At 61.2% G+C, this 17,231-nt stretch carries 16 protein-coding genes; 8 read left to right on the top strand and 8 right to left on the bottom strand.

Annotation, left to right across the window (positions count from 1 at the left end; all coding sequences use genetic code 11):
• Positions 1-7: 7 nt before the first annotated feature.
• From AC1RJW_RS18125 to AC1RJW_RS18115, 3 genes are read right to left on the bottom strand one after another with little or no spacing between them, the layout of a single operon-like run.
• Entirely contained in the window at positions 8-1,198 is a 1,191-nt protein-coding gene (locus tag AC1RJW_RS18125; RefSeq protein ID WP_493046215.1) for a hybrid sensor histidine kinase/response regulator, read from the bottom strand.
• On the bottom strand, positions 1,188-2,069 hold the full coding sequence (locus tag AC1RJW_RS18120; protein WP_493046214.1) for a CheR family methyltransferase: 882 nt from the start codon (positions 2,067-2,069) through the stop codon (positions 1,188-1,190). Before AC1RJW_RS18120 ends, AC1RJW_RS18125 begins: the two co-directional genes overlap by 11 nt.
• A gap of 28 nt (positions 2,070-2,097) precedes the next feature.
• Positions 2,098-5,580: a response regulator gene (locus AC1RJW_RS18115; protein ID WP_493046213.1), complete on the bottom strand. Its 3,483-nt coding sequence runs from the start codon at positions 5,578-5,580 to the stop codon at positions 2,098-2,100.
• Positions 5,581-5,862: 282 nt separating this feature from the next.
• On the opposite strand from AC1RJW_RS18115, the gene AC1RJW_RS18110 reads away from it, so the two are divergent.
• Complete coding sequence (locus AC1RJW_RS18110; protein WP_493046212.1) at positions 5,863-6,315, top strand: Hsp20/alpha crystallin family protein; 453 nt, start codon at positions 5,863-5,865, stop codon at positions 6,313-6,315.
• Between the two features lie 77 nt (positions 6,316-6,392).
• On the opposite strand, the gene AC1RJW_RS18105 is transcribed toward AC1RJW_RS18110, so the two are convergent.
• Positions 6,393-7,739 carry an MFS transporter gene (locus AC1RJW_RS18105; RefSeq protein WP_493046211.1) on the bottom strand — a complete coding sequence of 449 codons (1,347 nt, stop codon included), beginning with the start codon at positions 7,737-7,739 and terminating at the stop codon, positions 6,393-6,395.
• 217 nt (positions 7,740-7,956) lie between these two features.
• Between AC1RJW_RS18105 and cyoA the strand changes: the two genes are divergently transcribed.
• The 7 genes from cyoA to AC1RJW_RS18070 all read left to right on the top strand — a co-directional run bounded on the left by cyoA (position 7,957) and on the right by AC1RJW_RS18070 (position 14,740).
• The gene (gene cyoA, locus AC1RJW_RS18100; RefSeq protein ID WP_170909664.1) at positions 7,957-8,940 is read left to right on the top strand and encodes a ubiquinol oxidase subunit II; all 984 of its coding nucleotides are present in this window, start codon (positions 7,957-7,959) and stop codon (positions 8,938-8,940) included.
• An 84-nt stretch (positions 8,941-9,024) separates the two neighbouring features.
• Positions 9,025-11,028 (top strand): cytochrome o ubiquinol oxidase subunit I, encoded by a 2,004-nt coding sequence (gene cyoB, locus AC1RJW_RS18095; protein WP_493046210.1) that lies wholly within the window; start codon positions 9,025-9,027, stop codon positions 11,026-11,028.
• Positions 11,021-11,659 (top strand): cytochrome o ubiquinol oxidase subunit III, encoded by a 639-nt coding sequence (gene cyoC / locus AC1RJW_RS18090; RefSeq protein WP_251348656.1) that lies wholly within the window; start codon positions 11,021-11,023, stop codon positions 11,657-11,659. Before cyoB ends, cyoC begins: the two co-directional genes overlap by 8 nt.
• Entirely contained in the window at positions 11,656-12,042 is a 387-nt protein-coding gene (cyoD, locus tag AC1RJW_RS18085) for a cytochrome o ubiquinol oxidase subunit IV (protein ID WP_034748058.1), read from the top strand. Before cyoC ends, cyoD begins: the two co-directional genes overlap by 4 nt.
• Complete coding sequence (locus AC1RJW_RS18080) at positions 12,039-12,881, top strand: SURF1 family protein (RefSeq protein ID WP_493046209.1); 843 nt, start codon at positions 12,039-12,041, stop codon at positions 12,879-12,881. The genes cyoD and AC1RJW_RS18080 overlap by 4 nt, the downstream gene beginning before the upstream one ends.
• The gene (locus tag AC1RJW_RS18075; RefSeq protein WP_493046208.1) at positions 12,865-14,214 is read left to right on the top strand and encodes an ATP-binding protein; all 1,350 of its coding nucleotides are present in this window, start codon (positions 12,865-12,867) and stop codon (positions 14,212-14,214) included. The genes AC1RJW_RS18080 and AC1RJW_RS18075 overlap by 17 nt, the downstream gene beginning before the upstream one ends.
• On the top strand, positions 14,204-14,740 hold the full coding sequence (locus tag AC1RJW_RS18070; protein WP_034788474.1) for a response regulator transcription factor: 537 nt from the start codon (positions 14,204-14,206) through the stop codon (positions 14,738-14,740). Before AC1RJW_RS18075 ends, AC1RJW_RS18070 begins: the two co-directional genes overlap by 11 nt.
• Positions 14,741-14,780: 40 nt before the next feature.
• Here AC1RJW_RS18070 and AC1RJW_RS18065 read toward each other — a convergent pair whose 3' ends face one another.
• The 4 genes from AC1RJW_RS18065 to AC1RJW_RS18050 form a co-directional block, all read right to left on the bottom strand.
• Entirely contained in the window at positions 14,781-14,972 is a 192-nt protein-coding gene (locus AC1RJW_RS18065; protein WP_493046207.1) for a hypothetical protein, read from the bottom strand.
• Positions 14,973-15,578: 606 nt separating this feature from the next.
• Positions 15,579-16,073, bottom strand: a complete 495-nt coding sequence (locus AC1RJW_RS18060; protein ID WP_493046206.1) for a GNAT family N-acetyltransferase — start codon at positions 16,071-16,073, stop codon at positions 15,579-15,581.
• Between the two features lie 14 nt (positions 16,074-16,087).
• On the bottom strand, positions 16,088-16,438 hold the full coding sequence (locus AC1RJW_RS18055) for a hypothetical protein (RefSeq protein ID WP_493046205.1): 351 nt from the start codon (positions 16,436-16,438) through the stop codon (positions 16,088-16,090).
• A gap of 227 nt (positions 16,439-16,665) precedes the next feature.
• Positions 16,666-17,166, bottom strand: a complete 501-nt coding sequence (locus AC1RJW_RS18050; RefSeq protein ID WP_493046204.1) for a GNAT family N-acetyltransferase — start codon at positions 17,164-17,166, stop codon at positions 16,666-16,668.
• Positions 17,167-17,231: the final 65 nt, after the last annotated feature.

Genomic DNA, 17,231 nt, shown 5'->3' with positions numbered 1-17,231 from the left:
GCGGGCCTCAGCTGCCGGCCAGCGGCAGGGTGACGCTGAACAGGGCGCCATTGCCGGGCTGGCTTTGCAGGGTGATGGCGCCGCCATGCGCATCGACCAGCTGCTTGGTGATGAACAGGCCCAGGCCCAGGCCGCCCGTGCGGTCCTGGTGCATGACGCGCTCGAACGCGTCGAAGATGCGTTCCTGGTCGCGCGCATTGATGCCGATGCCATGGTCGCGCACTTCGATGACGGCGCTGTTCTGCGTGTGCGCCAGGCTGATTTCCACGGGCTGGCCCTGGCCGTAGCGCACGGCATTGCTGATCAGGTTGACGACGATCTGCTCGACGCGGAAGGCATCCCAGTACCCCTGGATGGGTTCGAAGGCCAGCACTTCCAGCACGCTGCCCGTGGCGGCCGCATATGGGCCGAGGTCGTCGGCCACGCGGCGCACCAGGCTGGTCAGGTCGACCGCTTCGCGGCGGATCGACAGCTTGCCGCTGGTAATGCGCGAGACGTCGAGCATGTCGTCGATCAGGCGCACCATGCTGCGGATTTGCCGCCCGTCGCGCGCCACCATCTTGTTCAGCTTATCCGGCTCGAAGGCGGCCAGGTTGCCCCGTTCGAGGTTGACGGTGCGCATCTGCGTCTCGAGGAACAGCGTGTTTAACGGCGTGCGCAGCTCGTGCGCCACCATGGACATGAATTCATCGCGCAGGCGCAGCGAGCGCTGCAGTTCCGCCTGGGTGGCGCGCAGTTCTTTCAGTAACGCTTCCTGCTGCTGGCGGCTGTGCTCGAGCGCCTGCACCTGGCGCCGCGTCTCGCTGCGCTGCTGGTGCAGGGCGACGAAGACGTTGACCTTGCTTTGCACGGCATTGATGTCGAGCGGCTTGTGCAGGAAATCGACGGCGCCGCTTTCATAGCCCTGGAAGGCGAAATTCATTTCCTTGCCGGCCGCCGTGACGAAGACGATGGGAATGTGACGCGTCTTTTCCGTGCCGCGCATCAATTGCGCAAGCTCAAAGCCATCCATTTCCGGCATTTGCACGTCGAGGATGGCCAGCGCGAAATCGTGTTCCAGCAGCAGGGCCAGCGCTTCTTCGCCCGACGAGGCCTGGTAGACGCTGCGGTCGCTCTCGCGGATCAGCGCATTGAGCGCGCGCAAGTTCTCCGGCAAGTCGTCGACGATCAGCAGTTTGGTGCTTGTTTCATTCATCATGTTTCATTCCTGGCATGTGCCGTCCAGCGTAATGGGAAGCGGCGTGCGACGGCGCACGCTTGCGGTAGAGCTTTTCGGGACCCGGCAATGGCTCGAAGTCGGCGGCAAAGCGCGTGAAATGCGTGCTTTCCTTGCTGCCCAGGCCCAGGAAGCCCCGGTGGCACAGCGACTCGTGGAACAGGCCCAGGGCCCGCTCCTGCAAGGTTTTGTTGAAATAAATCAACACGTTACGGCAGCAAATCAATTGCGTTTCGATAAAAACGCTGTCCGTGGACAGGCTGTGGTCGGCAAAATTGATCCTGTCGAGCAAGTGCTGCTGGAAACGCGCCGTGGCATGCTCGACCGTGTAGTACTCGTCCAGCCGGCCCAGGCCGCCAGCGGCCAGGTAGTTGGCGCCATACTCCTCGAGCCGGTGCAGCGGATACACGCCGCGCGCGGCCGTGGCCAGCGCTTGCGGATTGATGTCCGTGGCGTAGATCGTGCTGCGTTCGAGCAAGCCTTCCTCGTGCAGCACGATGGCCAGCGACAGTGCCTCTTCGCCCGTGCAGCAGCCGGCCACCCAGATGGTCGGCGACGGGTAGGTCTTCAGCACGGGCACGACGTGCTCGCGCAAGGTGCGGAAAAAGGCCGGGTCGCGGAACATCTGCGTGACGGGCACGGTCAAAATCTGCAGCAGCCGGCCAAAGCTGGCCGCGTCATCGAGCACCAGTTGCTGCAAGGCAGGCAAGTCGGCGCAATGGAAGCGCTCCAGCGCCTGGTTCAGGCGCCGGCGCTGCGAGGGCAGGGAATAGTCGCGAAAGTCGTAGCTGTAGCGCTGATAGATCGCTTCCATCAGCGCGTGCAGCTGCGCGTCCGTGTAGCGCGGGGACATCAGCGACTGTCCATTGAGTGGCGTGGCATCAGATGCGTTCCATCTTCGGCATCCACACGCGCAGCAGCGAATACAGGCGGTCCAGGTCGATCGGCTTGGCCAGGTAGTCGGATGCGCCCGCCTGCAGGCATTCTTCCTGGTCATTTTTCATGGCCTTGGCCGTAATGGCGATGATGGGCAGCTTGTTGTAGCGGCCATCGGCGCGGATCAAGCGCGTCGCTTCCAGCCCATCCATGCCGGGCATCATGACATCCATCAACACCAGGTCGATATCGTCCACGCTGTTGAGCTTGCTGATGGCTTCGAAGCCGTTGCGGCCGATTTCCACCACCACGCCTTTCTGTTCCAGCGCATTCGTCAAGGCAAAGATGTTGCGCACGTCGTCATCCACCAGCAAGATCTTGCGTCCTTCAAACACGCGCTCGCGGCTGCGCACCTGCTGCAGCATGCCCTGGCGCTCGCTCGACAGTTCGGATTCCACCTTGTGCAGGAACAAGGTCACTTCGTCGAGCAGGCGCTCGGGCGAACGGGCGCCCTTGATGATGATCGAGCGCGAATATTTCATTAAATCCGCTTCTTCCTCGCGGCTCAGGTTGCGGCCCGTGTAGACGATGACGGGCGGGAACGAGCACAGCTCTTCATGTTCCATGCGTTCGAGCAATTCGTTGCCCTGGATGTCGGGCAGCTTCAAGTCGATGATCATGCAGTCGAAAATCTGTGTCTTCAGCAATTCCAGCGCCTGTTCGCCCAGCGCCACGGCCGTGATTTCCACGTCGTCGTCGCTGATCAGGTGGACCACGCTTTCGCGCTGGCGTTCGTCATCCTCGACCAGCAGGATGCGCTTCATCTGTTGCGTGAACTTCGATTCGAGCTTGCGGAACACTTCCTTCAGCTGTTCGCGCGTGCGCGGCTTGGTGGCGTAGCCGATGGCGCCCAGCTGCATGGCTTCCTGGATCTGGTCGTTGCCGGAGACGATGTGCACGGGGATGTGGCGCGTCAGCGGGTTTTCCTTCAATTGCTGCAAGACCAGCAAGCCCGGGCGGTCCGGCAAGCCCATGTCGAGCAGGATGGCGTCGGGCAGGAATTCTTCGGCCAGGCGCAAGCCTTCGTCGGCGCCGTGCGCCACCAGGCAGCGGTATTGCATTTCATGCGCGAGGTCGAACAGGATGCCGGCAAACGACGGCTCATCCTCGATCACCAGCACGGAACGCTGGCCCGTCTTGGCCGGGGGCACGCTATCGCGGTCATCCTGGAAGGTGGGCAGCGGCACGGGCTTGGCGGCAGGCGCCGCCTTCGGCGCGGCGGCCGCGGTTTTGGCGGGCGCTTGCGGCGCGGCGGCGGGCACTGCCGCCGCTTCCACCGCGCGTTCCGGCATGACGGCCGGCAGCACCAGGGTAAACGTGCTGCCCTGGCCCGGCGTGCTGGCCAGCTCGATGCTGCCGCCCAGCAAGGCGGCCAGGTCGCGCGAGATCGACAGGCCCAGGCCCGTGCCGCCGTAGCGGCGGCTGGTGGTGCCGTCGGCCTGGTGGAAGGCGTCGAAAATCTTGTGCTGCTGGTCGTCGGCGATGCCGATGCCCGAATCCTGCACCTGGAAGCGCACCTGGCCGGCTGCATCGGCGCTCACGTGCAGGGACACCGTGCCCGCATCGGTAAACTTGATGGCGTTCGACAGCAGGTTTTTCAGGATCTGCTCCAGGCGCTGGCGGTCGCTGACGAAGGACGGCGGCGTGTCCGGCGCCACCTTGACGTCAAATACCAGTTTCTTTTGCTGCGCCTGGGCGCCGAACAGCATCCTCATGCTGCTGAGCAGTTCGTCGAAAGGCACGGCTTCCGGCGTCAATTCCAGCTTGCCCGCCTCGACCTTGGAAATGTCGAGGATATCGTTGATGAGGGTCAACAGGTCGTTGCCGGCCGAATAGATGGTTTGTGCAAACGTCACTTGCTCGGGCGTCAGGTTGCCGCTGCTGTTGTCCGACAGCAGCTTCGACAGGATGAGCGAGCTGTTCAGCGGCGTGCGCAGCTCATGCGACATGTTCGCCAGGAATTCGGATTTATAGCGGCTGGCCCGCTGCAGCTCTTCCGCGCGCGCTTCCAGCTGGGCGTGCGCCTGGCCGATGGCCATGTTCTTCTGGTCCAGCGACAGCGCCTGCACGGCCAGTTGCTCGTTCGACTGCTCCAGCGCCGCCTTTTGCTCTTCCAGGTGGGCTTGCGACTGTTCCAGCACGCGCGACTGCTCGCCCAGCTCTTCATTGGCCGTGCGCAGCTCTTCCTGCTGCACTTCCAGTTCTTCATTCAATTGCTGGGTTTCTTCCAGCACATTTTGCAGGCGCTGGCGGTACAGGGCCGCTTCCAGCGAAGTGCCGATATTGGCGGCAATCAGGTTCAGCCATTCCTTGGCGCGGGCGCTGACGGGATGCGTAAAGCCCAGTTCGATGACGCCGTTGACGACGCCTTCATTGTTGACGGGCGCCAAAACCAGTTCCAGCGGCGCGCCGCTGCCCAGGCTCGACGTCACGGTCAGGTAATTCTCGGGCACTTGCTGCACATGCTTGAGGCGCTTTTCGCGCGCCGTCTCGCCTACCAGGCCTTCGCCCAGCTTGAACACCTGTTTTTCCTTCACGCCCTGTTCGTTGAAGCCGTACACGGCCGTGCGGCGCAGGCTGCCATCCTCGTCGACGACGTACAGGGTGGCCACGGCCACTTCCAGCCGGTGGGCGAGGAAATCGAGCACGTGCCGTCCCAGCTGCGGCAAGCCCAGCTGGCCGCTTGTGTGGGCCGCCAGCTCCGTCTGTCCCGTGCGCAGCCATGCTTGCTCCTGCAGCACGTCGTTGTCCTTGCCGCGCTGCTCCAGCGCATCGTTATAGATATCGGACAGGCGCAGCAGTTCGCGACGTCCCAGGTAGGCGAGCAAGCCGGACATGCCCAGGCTGAGGATCAGGAACACCACCACGGCCAGCATGGTGCGGCCCTCGGCCGAGTCGCCCCGTTCCTGGCGCAAACGCTGCTCCATGGACAGGAAGGTGAGAAATTCGCGGCGGATTTCGTCGAACTCCAGCTTGCCTTCGCCCTGGCGCACGCGCGCGAGGAATTCCTGATTGTTGCGGCGCTGGGCGATCACGGCTTCCGCGTACTCCATCCACTGGCCTTGCAGCGCGCGGATGCGGCGCAAGCGGTCCACCTGGATGGGGCTGTCGGACACGAGCTCGAGCAGGGTGCTCATTTCCACGGCGATCTTTGCCTTGCCCGATTTATACGGCGCCAAAAACGTTTCATCGCCCGTCAGCAGATAGCCGCGCATGCCTGTTTCCAGGTCGACGGACAGCTTCATGACTTCATTCGCGTTGCCGATCACCCGTTCGGAATGCTCGACCGAGCGCAGGGCCGAGAGCAGGTAGGCGATCAGGCCGACAAACACGAGGGCCGTGACGACCCCGATAACCAGCGGCAAGGTGACGTTGCGGGCGAGGATGCGGCGAAAGCTGAAGGAGTCGATCGGGGTCTTGGTATTCATCATGTCCGTGTAAGGCTGTCGCGAAAAAGTCAATTTTAATTGAAATGCAAGGTTTCTGGTGGTCAAGCATGGCGTGCGCTAGCATAACAGCCTTGCGCCAAATTGCCGACGCGCGAGGCGGTGCAAAGCGCGCCAGCGCACAGATGATCGTCGGGGAAAAATCAAGCTGGCCGCGATTGAGGCAGATCAAAGAGACAAGCGGTTCGCATCCTAAGATGCAGGAGGTGGCGGCGTCCCTGCGGACGGCCGCCGTCCGCAAACCAGCCCATGCAGGAGGACATCATGGCTAATCAATTGATGCGTCGCGATCCGCAAAACCCGCTGGCACGTTTCGACCCGTTCAGCGACATGGAAGAATTCATGCACGACTTTTTCGCGCCCGCCTTGCGCCTGCGCGATGGGGGTTCGTCACGCATGCGCGTCGACATTTCCGAAACCGAGCAAGCGTATCAGGTGCAGGCAGACATTCCAGGCGTTAACAAGGACGATATCAAGGTGTCCATCGACGGCAACCGCGTCTCCATCAGTGCCGAACTCAAGGATGAAAGGGTGACGCGCGACGGCGGCGGCAAGACCGTGCGCAGCGAACGCGAATATGGCCAGCAATACCGCAGCTTCGTGCTGCCGCACGAGGTGGACGAAGCCGGCGCCCAGGCGCGCTATGAAAATGGCGTGCTGCTGCTGGATTTGCCGAAGAAGGAGGGCACGGGCGGGCGGCAGCTGGCGATACAGTAAGCCGGGCCTGGGCATGAAAAAACGCCGGACAGTGCCGGCGTTTTTCAGTGCAGTGTGGGCTGCACACTATATATATGTCAGTCGCGGATTTCCAGCGCCCGGTTCAGGCTCAGGGCGGCCAGCGAGGCGACGGCGCCTGACAGCAGGTAGAAGCTGACATAGGCGAGGCCGAAGTTGGCCGACAGGCCCAGCGCCACCAGCGGAGCGAAGCCGGCACCCACCAGCCAGGCCAGGTCGGACGTCAGGGCCGCGCCCGTATAGCGGAAGCGGGCAGGGAAGTTGGCCGTCACGGCGCCGGCAGCCTGGCCGTAGGACAGGCCCAGCAGGCTGAAGCCCACGAGGATGAACACGTCCTGGCCCGTATTGCCGCCGCCCATCAGGGTCGGCACGAAGGCGCTGAAGATAGCGATCAGCACGGCCAGCACGCCCAGGGTGGTGCGGCGGCCCACTTTATCGGCCAGCAAGCCGGAAATCACCACGCCGATGGCGGCCAGCACGGCGCCGACCATCTGAATTTGCAGGAAGTCCGGGGCCGAACGCGTCTGGTAGACGGAAATCCATGACAGCGGGAACACGGTGACCAGGTGGAACAGGGCGTAGCTGGCCAGCGCGGCGAGGGCGCCGATCAGCACGTTGCGGCCCTGGCCGCGGCTCATTTCAAACACGCTCACGGGCTGCAGTTCGCGTTCGTCGAGCAGGCGCGCATATTCATTCGTCGACACCAGGCGCAAGCGGGCAAACAGGGCCACCACGTTGATGGCGAAGGCTACGTAGAACGGATAGCGCCAGCCCCAGTCGAGGAAGTCTTCATCCGTCAGGTTGGTCAGCATGAACCAGAACAGGCCGGCGGCGATCAGGAAGCCGGCGGGCGCGCCCAGCTGGCCCAGCATGGCGTACCAGCCGCGCTTGTTTTCCGGCGCGTTCAGGGCCAGCAGCGATGGCAAGCCATCCCATGAGCCGCCCAGGGCGACGCCCTGGCCGATGCGCAGCACGGACAGCCAGATGATGGCGGCAAAGCCCAGGTGGGAGTAGGTCGGCAGGAAGGCGATGCCGGCCGTCGACACGCCCAGCAGGAAGAGGGCGAACGTCAGCTTGGCGCTGCGTCCCATGCGGCGCTGGATCTCCATGAAGATCACGGTGCCGAACGGACGGGCGATGAAGGCGAACGAGAAGATCAGGAAGGCATACAAGGTACCTTCCAGGCGTTCTTCGAACGGGAAGAAGACACGCGGAAACACCAGCACCGAGGCGATGGCGTAAACAAAGAAGTCAAAGTATTCGGAAGCGCGGCCGATGATCACGCCAACGGCGATCTCACCGGGGTCGATATGCGATTCGACCGTGCCGGCCCCGCTTGCGTCGCGCAGGGAATGGGGGGAAAAGTCAGCGGGTACATCCCCGCTGTGTATGCGCGTGCTGGACATGATGATCGTCTCCAATATAGTTTCGAGTTCGGCCAACGCGTAACATACCCCGGGTGTCTCACGCCCGGAGTAGGACTATTCAATAGATAGTTGTAGGAAAACTCCGCAACCACCGAGTGAAAATCCGAGCAAGGGGTAGGACAAAACGTCCAATTGCCAACGCGCTCCAGTGAGAATACAGTACCATATCTTCATCCCCTGTACTGGACTTTCCTGTATGTTTTCATTAAAAGTTCGTCGCGGACTGCTTCTTTTACCTCTCGCATTGTTGGCTGGTTGCAATACGGTGGTACTGAATCCGTCTGGTGACATCGCAGTTCAGCAAGGCAATCTGATTGTCATCTCGACATTGCTGATGCTGTTGATTATCGTTCCGGTAATCGCCCTGACCCTGCTGTTCGCATGGCGCTATAGAAAAAACAACACCGCGGCCAAATACGAGCCGGACTGGGACCACTCGACTCGCCTCGAGCTGATTATCTGGGGCGCGCCCCTGTTGATCATCATCGTGCTGGGCCTGCTGACCTGGATCAGCACCCACACCCTCGATCCATACCGCCCATTGAGCCGTATCGACGCCAACCGCCCCATTCCTGCCAGCCACAAGCCGATGATCGTCGAAGTCGTGGCCCTGGACTGGAAATGGCTGTTCATCTACCCGGAGCAAGGCATCGCTTCCGTGAATGAACTGTACGCGCCCGTCGATCGTCCGATCCGCTTCAAGATCACCGCGTCGTCCGTCATGAACTCGTTCTTCATCCCCGCACTGGCAGGTCAGATCTACGCCATGCCGGGCATGGAAACGCAGTTGAATGCCGTCATCAACAAGCCGGGTGTCTATAAAGGCTTCTCCGCGAACTACAGCGGTGCCGGTTTCTCGGGCATGCGCTTCAAGTTCCACGGCGTCAATGATGCGGACTTCGACAAATGGGTGGAATCGGCACGTGCCGGTGGCGGCGCGCTGAACCGCGACGACTACCTGTCGCTGGCCCAGCCTAGCGAACGCGACCCTGTTCGCCGCTACAGCGCCGTACCTAGCGATCTGTACAAGGCAATTCTGAACCGCACCATCGTTTCCGACGCCCTGTGCGTGACGCCGGTCGAGCCATACAAATTGACGATGGCAAAAAGCCCGGTAGCGGCCGTAACGGCAGTAGTCGCTAGCGATGCAGTGGTTGAAAAGGGCGTTCAAGCCAAGTAACGACTGCATGAATCCCGCAGCGCATTGCGCTGCAGATACTGGCGCCGCTTGCCTGGCGCCTCCCTTTTTTCTCTGAGAGTAACAATGCTAGACCATATTGATCTGACGAAGCTTATATTCGGCCGTCTGACTTGGGATGCAATTCCATTTCACGAACCTATCCTGCTGGCGACCTTTGCAATGGTCGCCCTGGGCGGTATCGCACTCGTTGCGGCACTGACGTATTTCCGCGTCTGGGGTACCCTGTGGCGCGACTGGATCACCAGTATCGACCATAAAAAAATCGGTATCATGTACATGATCCTGGGCCTGGTCATGCTGCTGCGCGGCTTTGCCGACGCGCTCATGATGCGTACCCAGCAGGCGATCGCCTTTGGCGACAATGCCGGCTTCCTGCCACCGCATCACTACGACCAGATCTTCACCGCCCACGGCGTGATCATGATCTTCTTCGTCGCGATGCCTTTCGTGACGGGTCTGATGAACTACGTGGTGCCGCTGCAGATCGGCGCGCGCGACGTGGCTTTCCCTTTCCTGAACAACTTCAGCTTCTGGATGACCACCATGGGCGCCGCCCTGGTCATGGCTTCGCTGTTCGTCGGCGAATTCGCCCGCACGGGCTGGCTGGCGTATCCGCCGCTGTCGGGCATCGTCGGCAGTCCGGACGTGGGGGTAGACTATTACATCTGGTCCTTGCAGATTGCCGGGGTCGGGACGCTATTGTCCGGTGTCAACCTGATCGCCACCATCGTCAAGATGCGCGCACCAGGCATGACCTGGATGAAAATGCCCGTCTTCACCTGGACCGCACTGTGCACCAACATCCTGATCGTCGCCGCTTTCCCGGTGCTGACGGCTGTTCTGGCCATGCTGTCGCTGGACCGCGTTGCCGGCTTTAACTTCTTTACGACGGAATTGGGCGGCAACGCCATGATGTACGTCAACCTGATCTGGATCTGGGGTCACCCGGAAGTCTACATCCTGATCCTGCCGCTGTTCGGCGTGTTCTCGGAAGTGGTCGCCACGTTCAGCAGCAAGCGCCTGTTCGGCTACGCCTCGATGGTGTACGCCACCTGCGTCATCATGATCCTGTCGTACCTGGTATGGCTGCATCACTTCTTCACCATGGGTTCGGGCGCCAGCGTCAACTCGTTCTTCGGCATCACGACGATGATCATCTCGATCCCGACGGGCGCGAAGATCTTCAACTGGCTGTTTACCATGTACCGCGGCCGTATCCGCTTTGAACTGCCAATGCTGTGGACGATCGGCTTCATGGTCACCTTCACCATCGGCGGCATGACCGGCGTGCTGCTGGCCGTACCGCCTGCGGACTTCGTGCTGCATAACAGCCTGTTCCTGATCGCCCACTTCCATAACGTGATTATCGGCGGCGTGGTGTTCGGTGTATTTGCTGCAATCAACTACTGGTACCCGAAAGCCTTCGGCTACAAGCTCGACGCGTTCTGGGGCAAGTGCTCGTTCTGGTTCTGGTTCGTCGGCTTCTACCTGGCCTTCATGCCGCTGTACGTGCTGGGCCTGATGGGCGTGACCCGTCGTGTCAACCACTTTGAAGATCCATCCTTGCAAATCTGGACCATCATCGCCTGGTTTGGCGCCGTCTCGATCGCGCTGGGCATCGGTTCCCTGCTGATGCAGTTCTATGTCAGTTTCCGCAACCGTCACGCCCTGCGCGACGTGACCGGCGACCCATGGGGCGGCCGTACGCTGGAGTGGGCGACCTCGTCGCCTCCGCCAGACTATAATTTCGCCTTCACGCCACAAGTGCACGAACTCGATGCATGGACCGACATGAAGAAACACGGTTACCAGCGTCCGACGTCCGGTTTCACGAAGATCCACATGCCGAAGAACACCTGGGCTGGTTTCGTGATCGCCGCACTGTCCGCACTGGTCGGTTTTGGCCTGATCTGGCAAATGTGGCTCGTCGCCAGCGTTGGCTTCGTGGTCATGATGATTACGATCATCGTCCATACCTTTAACTACAAGCGCGATTACTACATTCCTGCGGAAGAAGTGGTCCGTACCGAAGACGCTTATACTAAATTGCTGAGCAGCCATGTCTGATACCATCGCCCATAACACCGGCGCCGCTGGCGCCGCACCAAGCACGCGCAGCTACTTTGTGCGCGAGCACCACCCGGAAAACGGCAGCTTGCTGGGTTTCTGGCTCTACCTGATGAGCGATTGCCTGATCTTCGCCTGTCTGTTCGCCACGTACGCCGTGGTCGGCCGCAGCTACGCGGACGGCCCGACGGGCGCCGCGCTGTTCGACCTGCCGCTGGTGGCCGTCAACACGGCCATGCTGCTGTTGTCGTCGATCACCTACGGCTTCGCCATGCTGGCCATGCAGCGCAAGCAATTGCGCAGCACCCTGGTCTGGCTGGCCATCACGGGCCTGTTCGGCCTGGCCTTCCTGTCGCTGGAAATGTATGAATTCATTCATCTGATCCACGAAGGCGCCGGTCCGCAGCGCAGCGCGTTCCTGTCGTCGTTCTTTGCCCTGGTCGGCACCCACGGCTTGCACGTGACGTTCGGCGTGATCTGGCTCGTGACCCTGATGTTCCAGTTGAACAAGCATGGCCTGACCCCGGAAAACGGCCGCCGCATGATGTGCCTGTCGCTGTTCTGGCACTTCCTGGACGTCATCTGGATCGGCGTCTTCACCTTTGTCTACCTGATGGGAGTGCTGCCATGAGCGACCACCACACACACGGCGATAGCCACCACCATGACAACCACGATCATGGCAGCCTGAAAAGCTACACGATCGGCTTCATCCTGTCGGTGATCCTGACGGCCATTCCGTTCTGGCTGGTGATGACGAAAGCCATCACCAACTCGGGCACCATGGGCCTGGTCCTGCTGGCGTTCGCGGCGGTTCAAGTGGTGGTACACATGGTGTACTTCCTGCACATGAACACCAAGTCGGAAGGCGGCTGGAACATGATGGCGCTGATCTTCACGATCATGATCGTGGGCATTGCCATGGCCGGTTCCCTGTGGGTGATGTACCACATGAACCACAACATGATGCCGGATCTGATGCCTGAGTACATGCATACGAAAACGGCTCCATGATGAGTAATACGCGCCCAAGCAACACCGGGCGCGCCCCTGGCGCCGCATCGCAAGATGCCGCGCCAGGCCCACGCGGCATGGCTGTGCATTATTCAAAAATTGCACTGGCCTTGCTGGCGGGGATCTTGTTTGCCGGTTTCTGTGTCCTGGGAACCTGGCAAGTCAAGCGCCTGTTCTGGAAGCTTGACCTGATCGAGCGCGTCGAACAACGCGTACATGCGCCCGCAACGGACGCACCTGGACCCGCAGCCTGGGCCAGCATCACGCAGCAAACGGATGAATACCGCCATGTGCGACTCTCCGGTACCTATCTCCCCATTTTCAATACCCTGGTGCAGGCAACGACGGCACTGGGCAGCGGTTATTGGTTAATCACGCCATTGCGCCTGGCCGATGGCAGCACCGTGCTGGTCAACCGCGGCTTCGTGCCGAAACGCGCCAGCATCGGCGCCGGCACGCCGGCCGGCATCGTCGAGGTCGACGGCTTGCTGCGCATCAGCGAGACGGGCGGCGGTTTCTTGCGCGAAAACAGTCCTGCCACGCAGCACTGGTATTCGCGCGATGTGGCCGCCATCGCCGGCTCGCACATGCTCACCAACGTGGCGCCATATTTCGTCGACGCGAAAGAAAAATCGGAAACGGCCAGTGACGCCCCCGTCGGCGGCCTGACCGTGATCTCGTTCCACAACAACCATCTGGTTTATGCCTTGACGTGGTTCGCGCTTGCCTTGATGGTAGCCGGTATCACGTGGTGGATCGTGCGCGAGGACAAGCGCCGCCGCGCGCGTGGCAAGAAGCTTGATCCATCGCAAGAAAGCGACCATGCCGGGCAGGATTGAGATCCTGCCCAACCGCGAGGTCTTAGAACGCGGCGCGGTGGCGGCCGAGATGGAACATCCGGCCGGCCACCAGAACATGAAGCTGCTGATCCAGCTGCGCTGGCTGGCCGTGATCGGCCAGATCAGCACCATCTTCGGCGTGGGGGTGGGACTGGGCATCGCCTTGCCCGTGCCCTACATGCTGGAAGTGCTGTCCTGCCTGATCGCCTTCAATCTGGCCAGCCTCTTGCGCTGGCACGAACGCCAGCCCGTTTCCAATACGGCCCTGTTTCTGGCCCTGCTGGTTGACGTGACCGTGCTGACGGCCCAGCTCTACCTGAGCGGCGGCATCAGCAACCCGTTTGCCTTCCTGTACTTACTGCAAGTCATCCTCAGCGCCGTGCTGCTGGAAGTGTGGTCGACCTGGATCATGGTGGCCATTACCAGCCTGTGCCTGGCCGGCCTGGCCTTGCTGCCCGGCCCCCTGATCCTGCCGATCGACCCCGAACGGGGCTTTTCCAGCCTGTACGTGCAGGGCCTGCTGATCTGTTTTATTTTGAACGCCGCCTTGCTGGTGGTGTTCATCACGCGCATCAACCGCAACCAGCGCGCCGGCGACGCCAAGGTGGCCGATTTGCGCCAGCGCGCGGCGGAAGAAGAGCACATCATCCGCATGGGCCTGCTGGCCTCGGGCGCCGCGCACGAGCTGGGCACGCCGCTGGCGACCTTGTCCGTCATCCTCGGCGACTGGCGCCGCATGCCGGAACTGAGCAAGAACAGCGAATTGCTGGAAGAAATCACGGAAATGCAGGCACAGTTGCAGCGCTGCAAGAGCATCGTCAGCGGCATCCTGTTGTCGGCGGGCGAGGCGCGCGGCGAATCTTCCGTGAAAACGACGATCAATACCTTCCTCAACGACCTGGTCGACGAGTGGCGCAGCAGCCGCCCGATCCAGGATTTCGAGTACGATAACCGCATCGAGCACGACGTGCCCGTCGTCTTCGATTCGACCCTGAAACAAACCATCTGCAATGTGCTCGACAATGCGCTGGAGGCGTCGCCCGAATGGCTGCGCTTCGAAGCGACGCGCGAAGCGGATGCCTTGCACCTGGTCATTACCGATGCGGGCCCCGGTTTCGAGCCGTCGATGCTGACGCACCTGGGCAAGCCATATCAAAGCAGCAAGGGCAAGCCCGGCGGCGGCCTGGGCCTGTTCCTGGTGGTGAATGTCGCGCGTACTTTAGGTGGTACGGTGACGGCGCGCAACCGGGTGCAGGGCGGGGCGGTGGTGCACCTGGCCTTGCCGCTGGCGGCCATCAAACTGGAAAGAGAAAGCGACCACCATGCAGGATGACCGTCTGTTACTGATCGTGGAAGACGATGCCGCGTTTGCCCGCACCCTGGGCCGCTCGTTCGAACGGCGTGGCTACCAGGTCATCCTGGCCACCAATTTCGACGAGGCGAGCGCCTTGCTGGAGCAGCATTGCCCCGACTACGCCGTCGTTGACCTGAAACTCAATGGCAATACGTCCGGCCTGGCCTGCGTGCAGATGCTGCACCAGCACGACCCGGAGATGCTGATCGTCGTGCTGACGGGCTACGCCAGCATCGGCACGGCCGTCGAAGCGATCAAGCTGGGCGCCTGCCAGTACCTGGCGAAGCCGTCGAACACGGACGACATCGAAGCGGCCTTCGGCCACGTGGCCGGCAACGCCGACATCGAACTGACGAATCGCGCCACCAACATCAAGACCCTGGAATGGGAACGCATCCACGAAATGCTGGCCGAGACGGATTTCAATATTTCGGAAACGGCAAGAAGGCTGGGCATGCACCGGCGCACCCTGGCGCGCAAGCTGGAAAAGCAACGGGTCAAGTAGGCACGTATCGCGCAGCGATGGCCCGGCATGGCATGGCGCATCAGTTGGATTTATCCTTGGCAAGCATGTTAATCCACACCATGACGACACCGCAGAGCGACAGAATAAATCCCAGATAGATCAGGAAAAATCCGAAAGATTCGGATAAGTAGCTGATCGTCAAATAGCCGATTATCCCGGTCAGGAAACCAAAGAAACCAATTTTGTGGCCTTTGTTTTTCTTATTTTGCATAATGTAATTCCTTGAGTATTGATAAAACCATTTTCAAGCCCCTGTCGTTGCTCCAGTCCTGTTCCCGCAGCGGCGGCGTGAACGACGAACTGCTGAAGGTCGCGGGCGGGCTCTTCCATTGAAACTGATCGGCAAGGCACCTAGGCGTCGGATGGCGTCACTGGTGGCCGCGCTCCTGACGTAGGGGCCCCGCCCTGTGATTCAAGGTCAGCTAGGCGTTGTCATGTCAGGGGCTATGCTCGACGGCCGGCTCCGCATCCGTCCGAGCCTGGACGGCTGCGCCGCATACACATAGAAGAAGACCAGCTATTGCACGCATATTCATCCCGTTCATTTGAATCTCAAGTGACTGTTTATCACGCCAGGAAATACCTGTTTTCCTGCGCATTCATGGAAACGTGAGTGTGGAAAAGAATGTCGATGAATGGGAATGCTGAGTGTGGAGGGGCAAAACAATGGCAAAATCCCCAGCGGTGGTATTCCTGGCGGATTGCTGCAAGTAGGCAGAGCAAATGAAACGCCTGTTCAGGACCAATCCGGTGCAGTTTTTAAATAGACACCGTACCCTGAAAGTTCCACCACGTGCGAGGACTTCCAGAAAAGCCTTCATGCCGCGCCCAGCCACTCCATCTTTTGCACCTGAATATGCGGATGGCTTTCCAGCGCTTCCCATTCGGGTAAAAAGACAAAACCCTGCTTCCGGTAAAATGCGGCCGCCCGGGCATTTTCCGGCGCCACACCGAGCACGAGGCGCGGATGGCCGTTGTCCACGGCGCATTGTTTCACGGCGTCGACCAGGCCTTGCGCCACGGCCAGGCCCCGATATGCGGACTGTACCCACATGGCGATCAGGTGGCATTCGCCGTCGCCGGCCACCACTTGCGCGGCCAGGCCGATGGGCTGTTCTCCGTCAAAGGCGAGGAAAAACGTGCGCTGCGGCGTGCTGGTGGCGCGCTGCTGCCAGTCGGCATCGTAAAAGCGGGCCGCGCTGGCGTGGCTGGCGCCAAAGGCCGTGGGTGCGTCGAGCAGGGCGGCCAGGCGCGTGGCTTTCAGCGCCGGCCAGTCGCTGGCGGTGGTGGGGCGGATGAGTATGGGTTTCAACGCTGCGGCATTCCTTAACTGGCGGGCGCGGCCGTGGACGAGGATATCTTCTTGTACGCTTGTGCAAGCATCGTGACGGTCGCCACGTCGTTCACGCTGCGCGCCTCGATGACTGTTTCGCCCGCAGCAATGGTGACGTCGCCGTTCGCATAGCTGGCGGGAAAGCGCCGTTCGGTGATCTTGTTGGTCAGCACATTGCGTGAGTAGCGCAGCGCCACGAGCCGCTCGCCCTCCTGCTTGATGACGACATAATTTGGCACGGTAGTGCGTTCCAGTTTCCACGTGCCGATGAAGTCTTCGACAGGGGCGGCGCCGGCATGCAGCGCGCAGCAGGCGGCGACGGCGCCCAGGAGCAGTTTTTTCATGGTGTTGACAGTCTATGCAAGAGTGGCCTGCGGGGCAGGAAAATACATCCGTCATGCTTGAATGGCGTGGCGCTTGTCCGTCGGATGGCGCCAGGCATTTAAGTATTTGGCAATATTAACAGGATCATTGCGTCGTTTGCTGCCGTCCCCACAATTTTGCTCACATCGTGTTGTATGCGCGCCCCGACAGTTCCAGCGGCGCCAGGGCCTGGGCCACTATCAGCAAACTACCGGCTAGCCGGCGCCAGCCACTCCATCTTCTGCACGCGGATATGCGGATGGCTTTCCAGCGCTTCCCATTCCGGTAAAAAGACAAAGCCCAGCTTCCGGTAAAACGCGGCCGCCCGGGCATTTTCCGGCGCCACACCGAGCACAATGCGCGGATGGCCGTTGTCCACGGCGCATTGTTTCACGGCGTCGACCAGGCCTTGCGCCACGGCCAGGCCCCGATATGCGGACTGTACCCACATGGCGATCAGGTGGCATTCGCCATTGCCAGCCACCACTTGCGCGGCCAGGCCGATGGCTTGTTCTCCGTCAAAGGCGAGGAAAAACGTGCGCTGCGGCGTGCTGATGGCGCGCTCTTGCCAGTCGGCATCGGAAAAGCGGGCCGCGCTGGCGTGGCTGGCGCCAAAGGCCATGGGGGCGTCGAGCAGGGCGGCCAGGCGCGTGGCTTTCAGTGCCGGCCAGTCGCTGGCGGTGGTGGGGCGGATGATAATGTTGTTCAATCTTGCAATGCCTTTAGGTAGTCATACGCTGACTCCGGATGCCAGGGACAGTCAGTACGCAGTGG

Source organism: Janthinobacterium sp. GW822-FHT07A03 (genome assembly GCF_058798815.1).
This window is presented reverse-complemented; position numbering and strand designations above follow the sequence as displayed.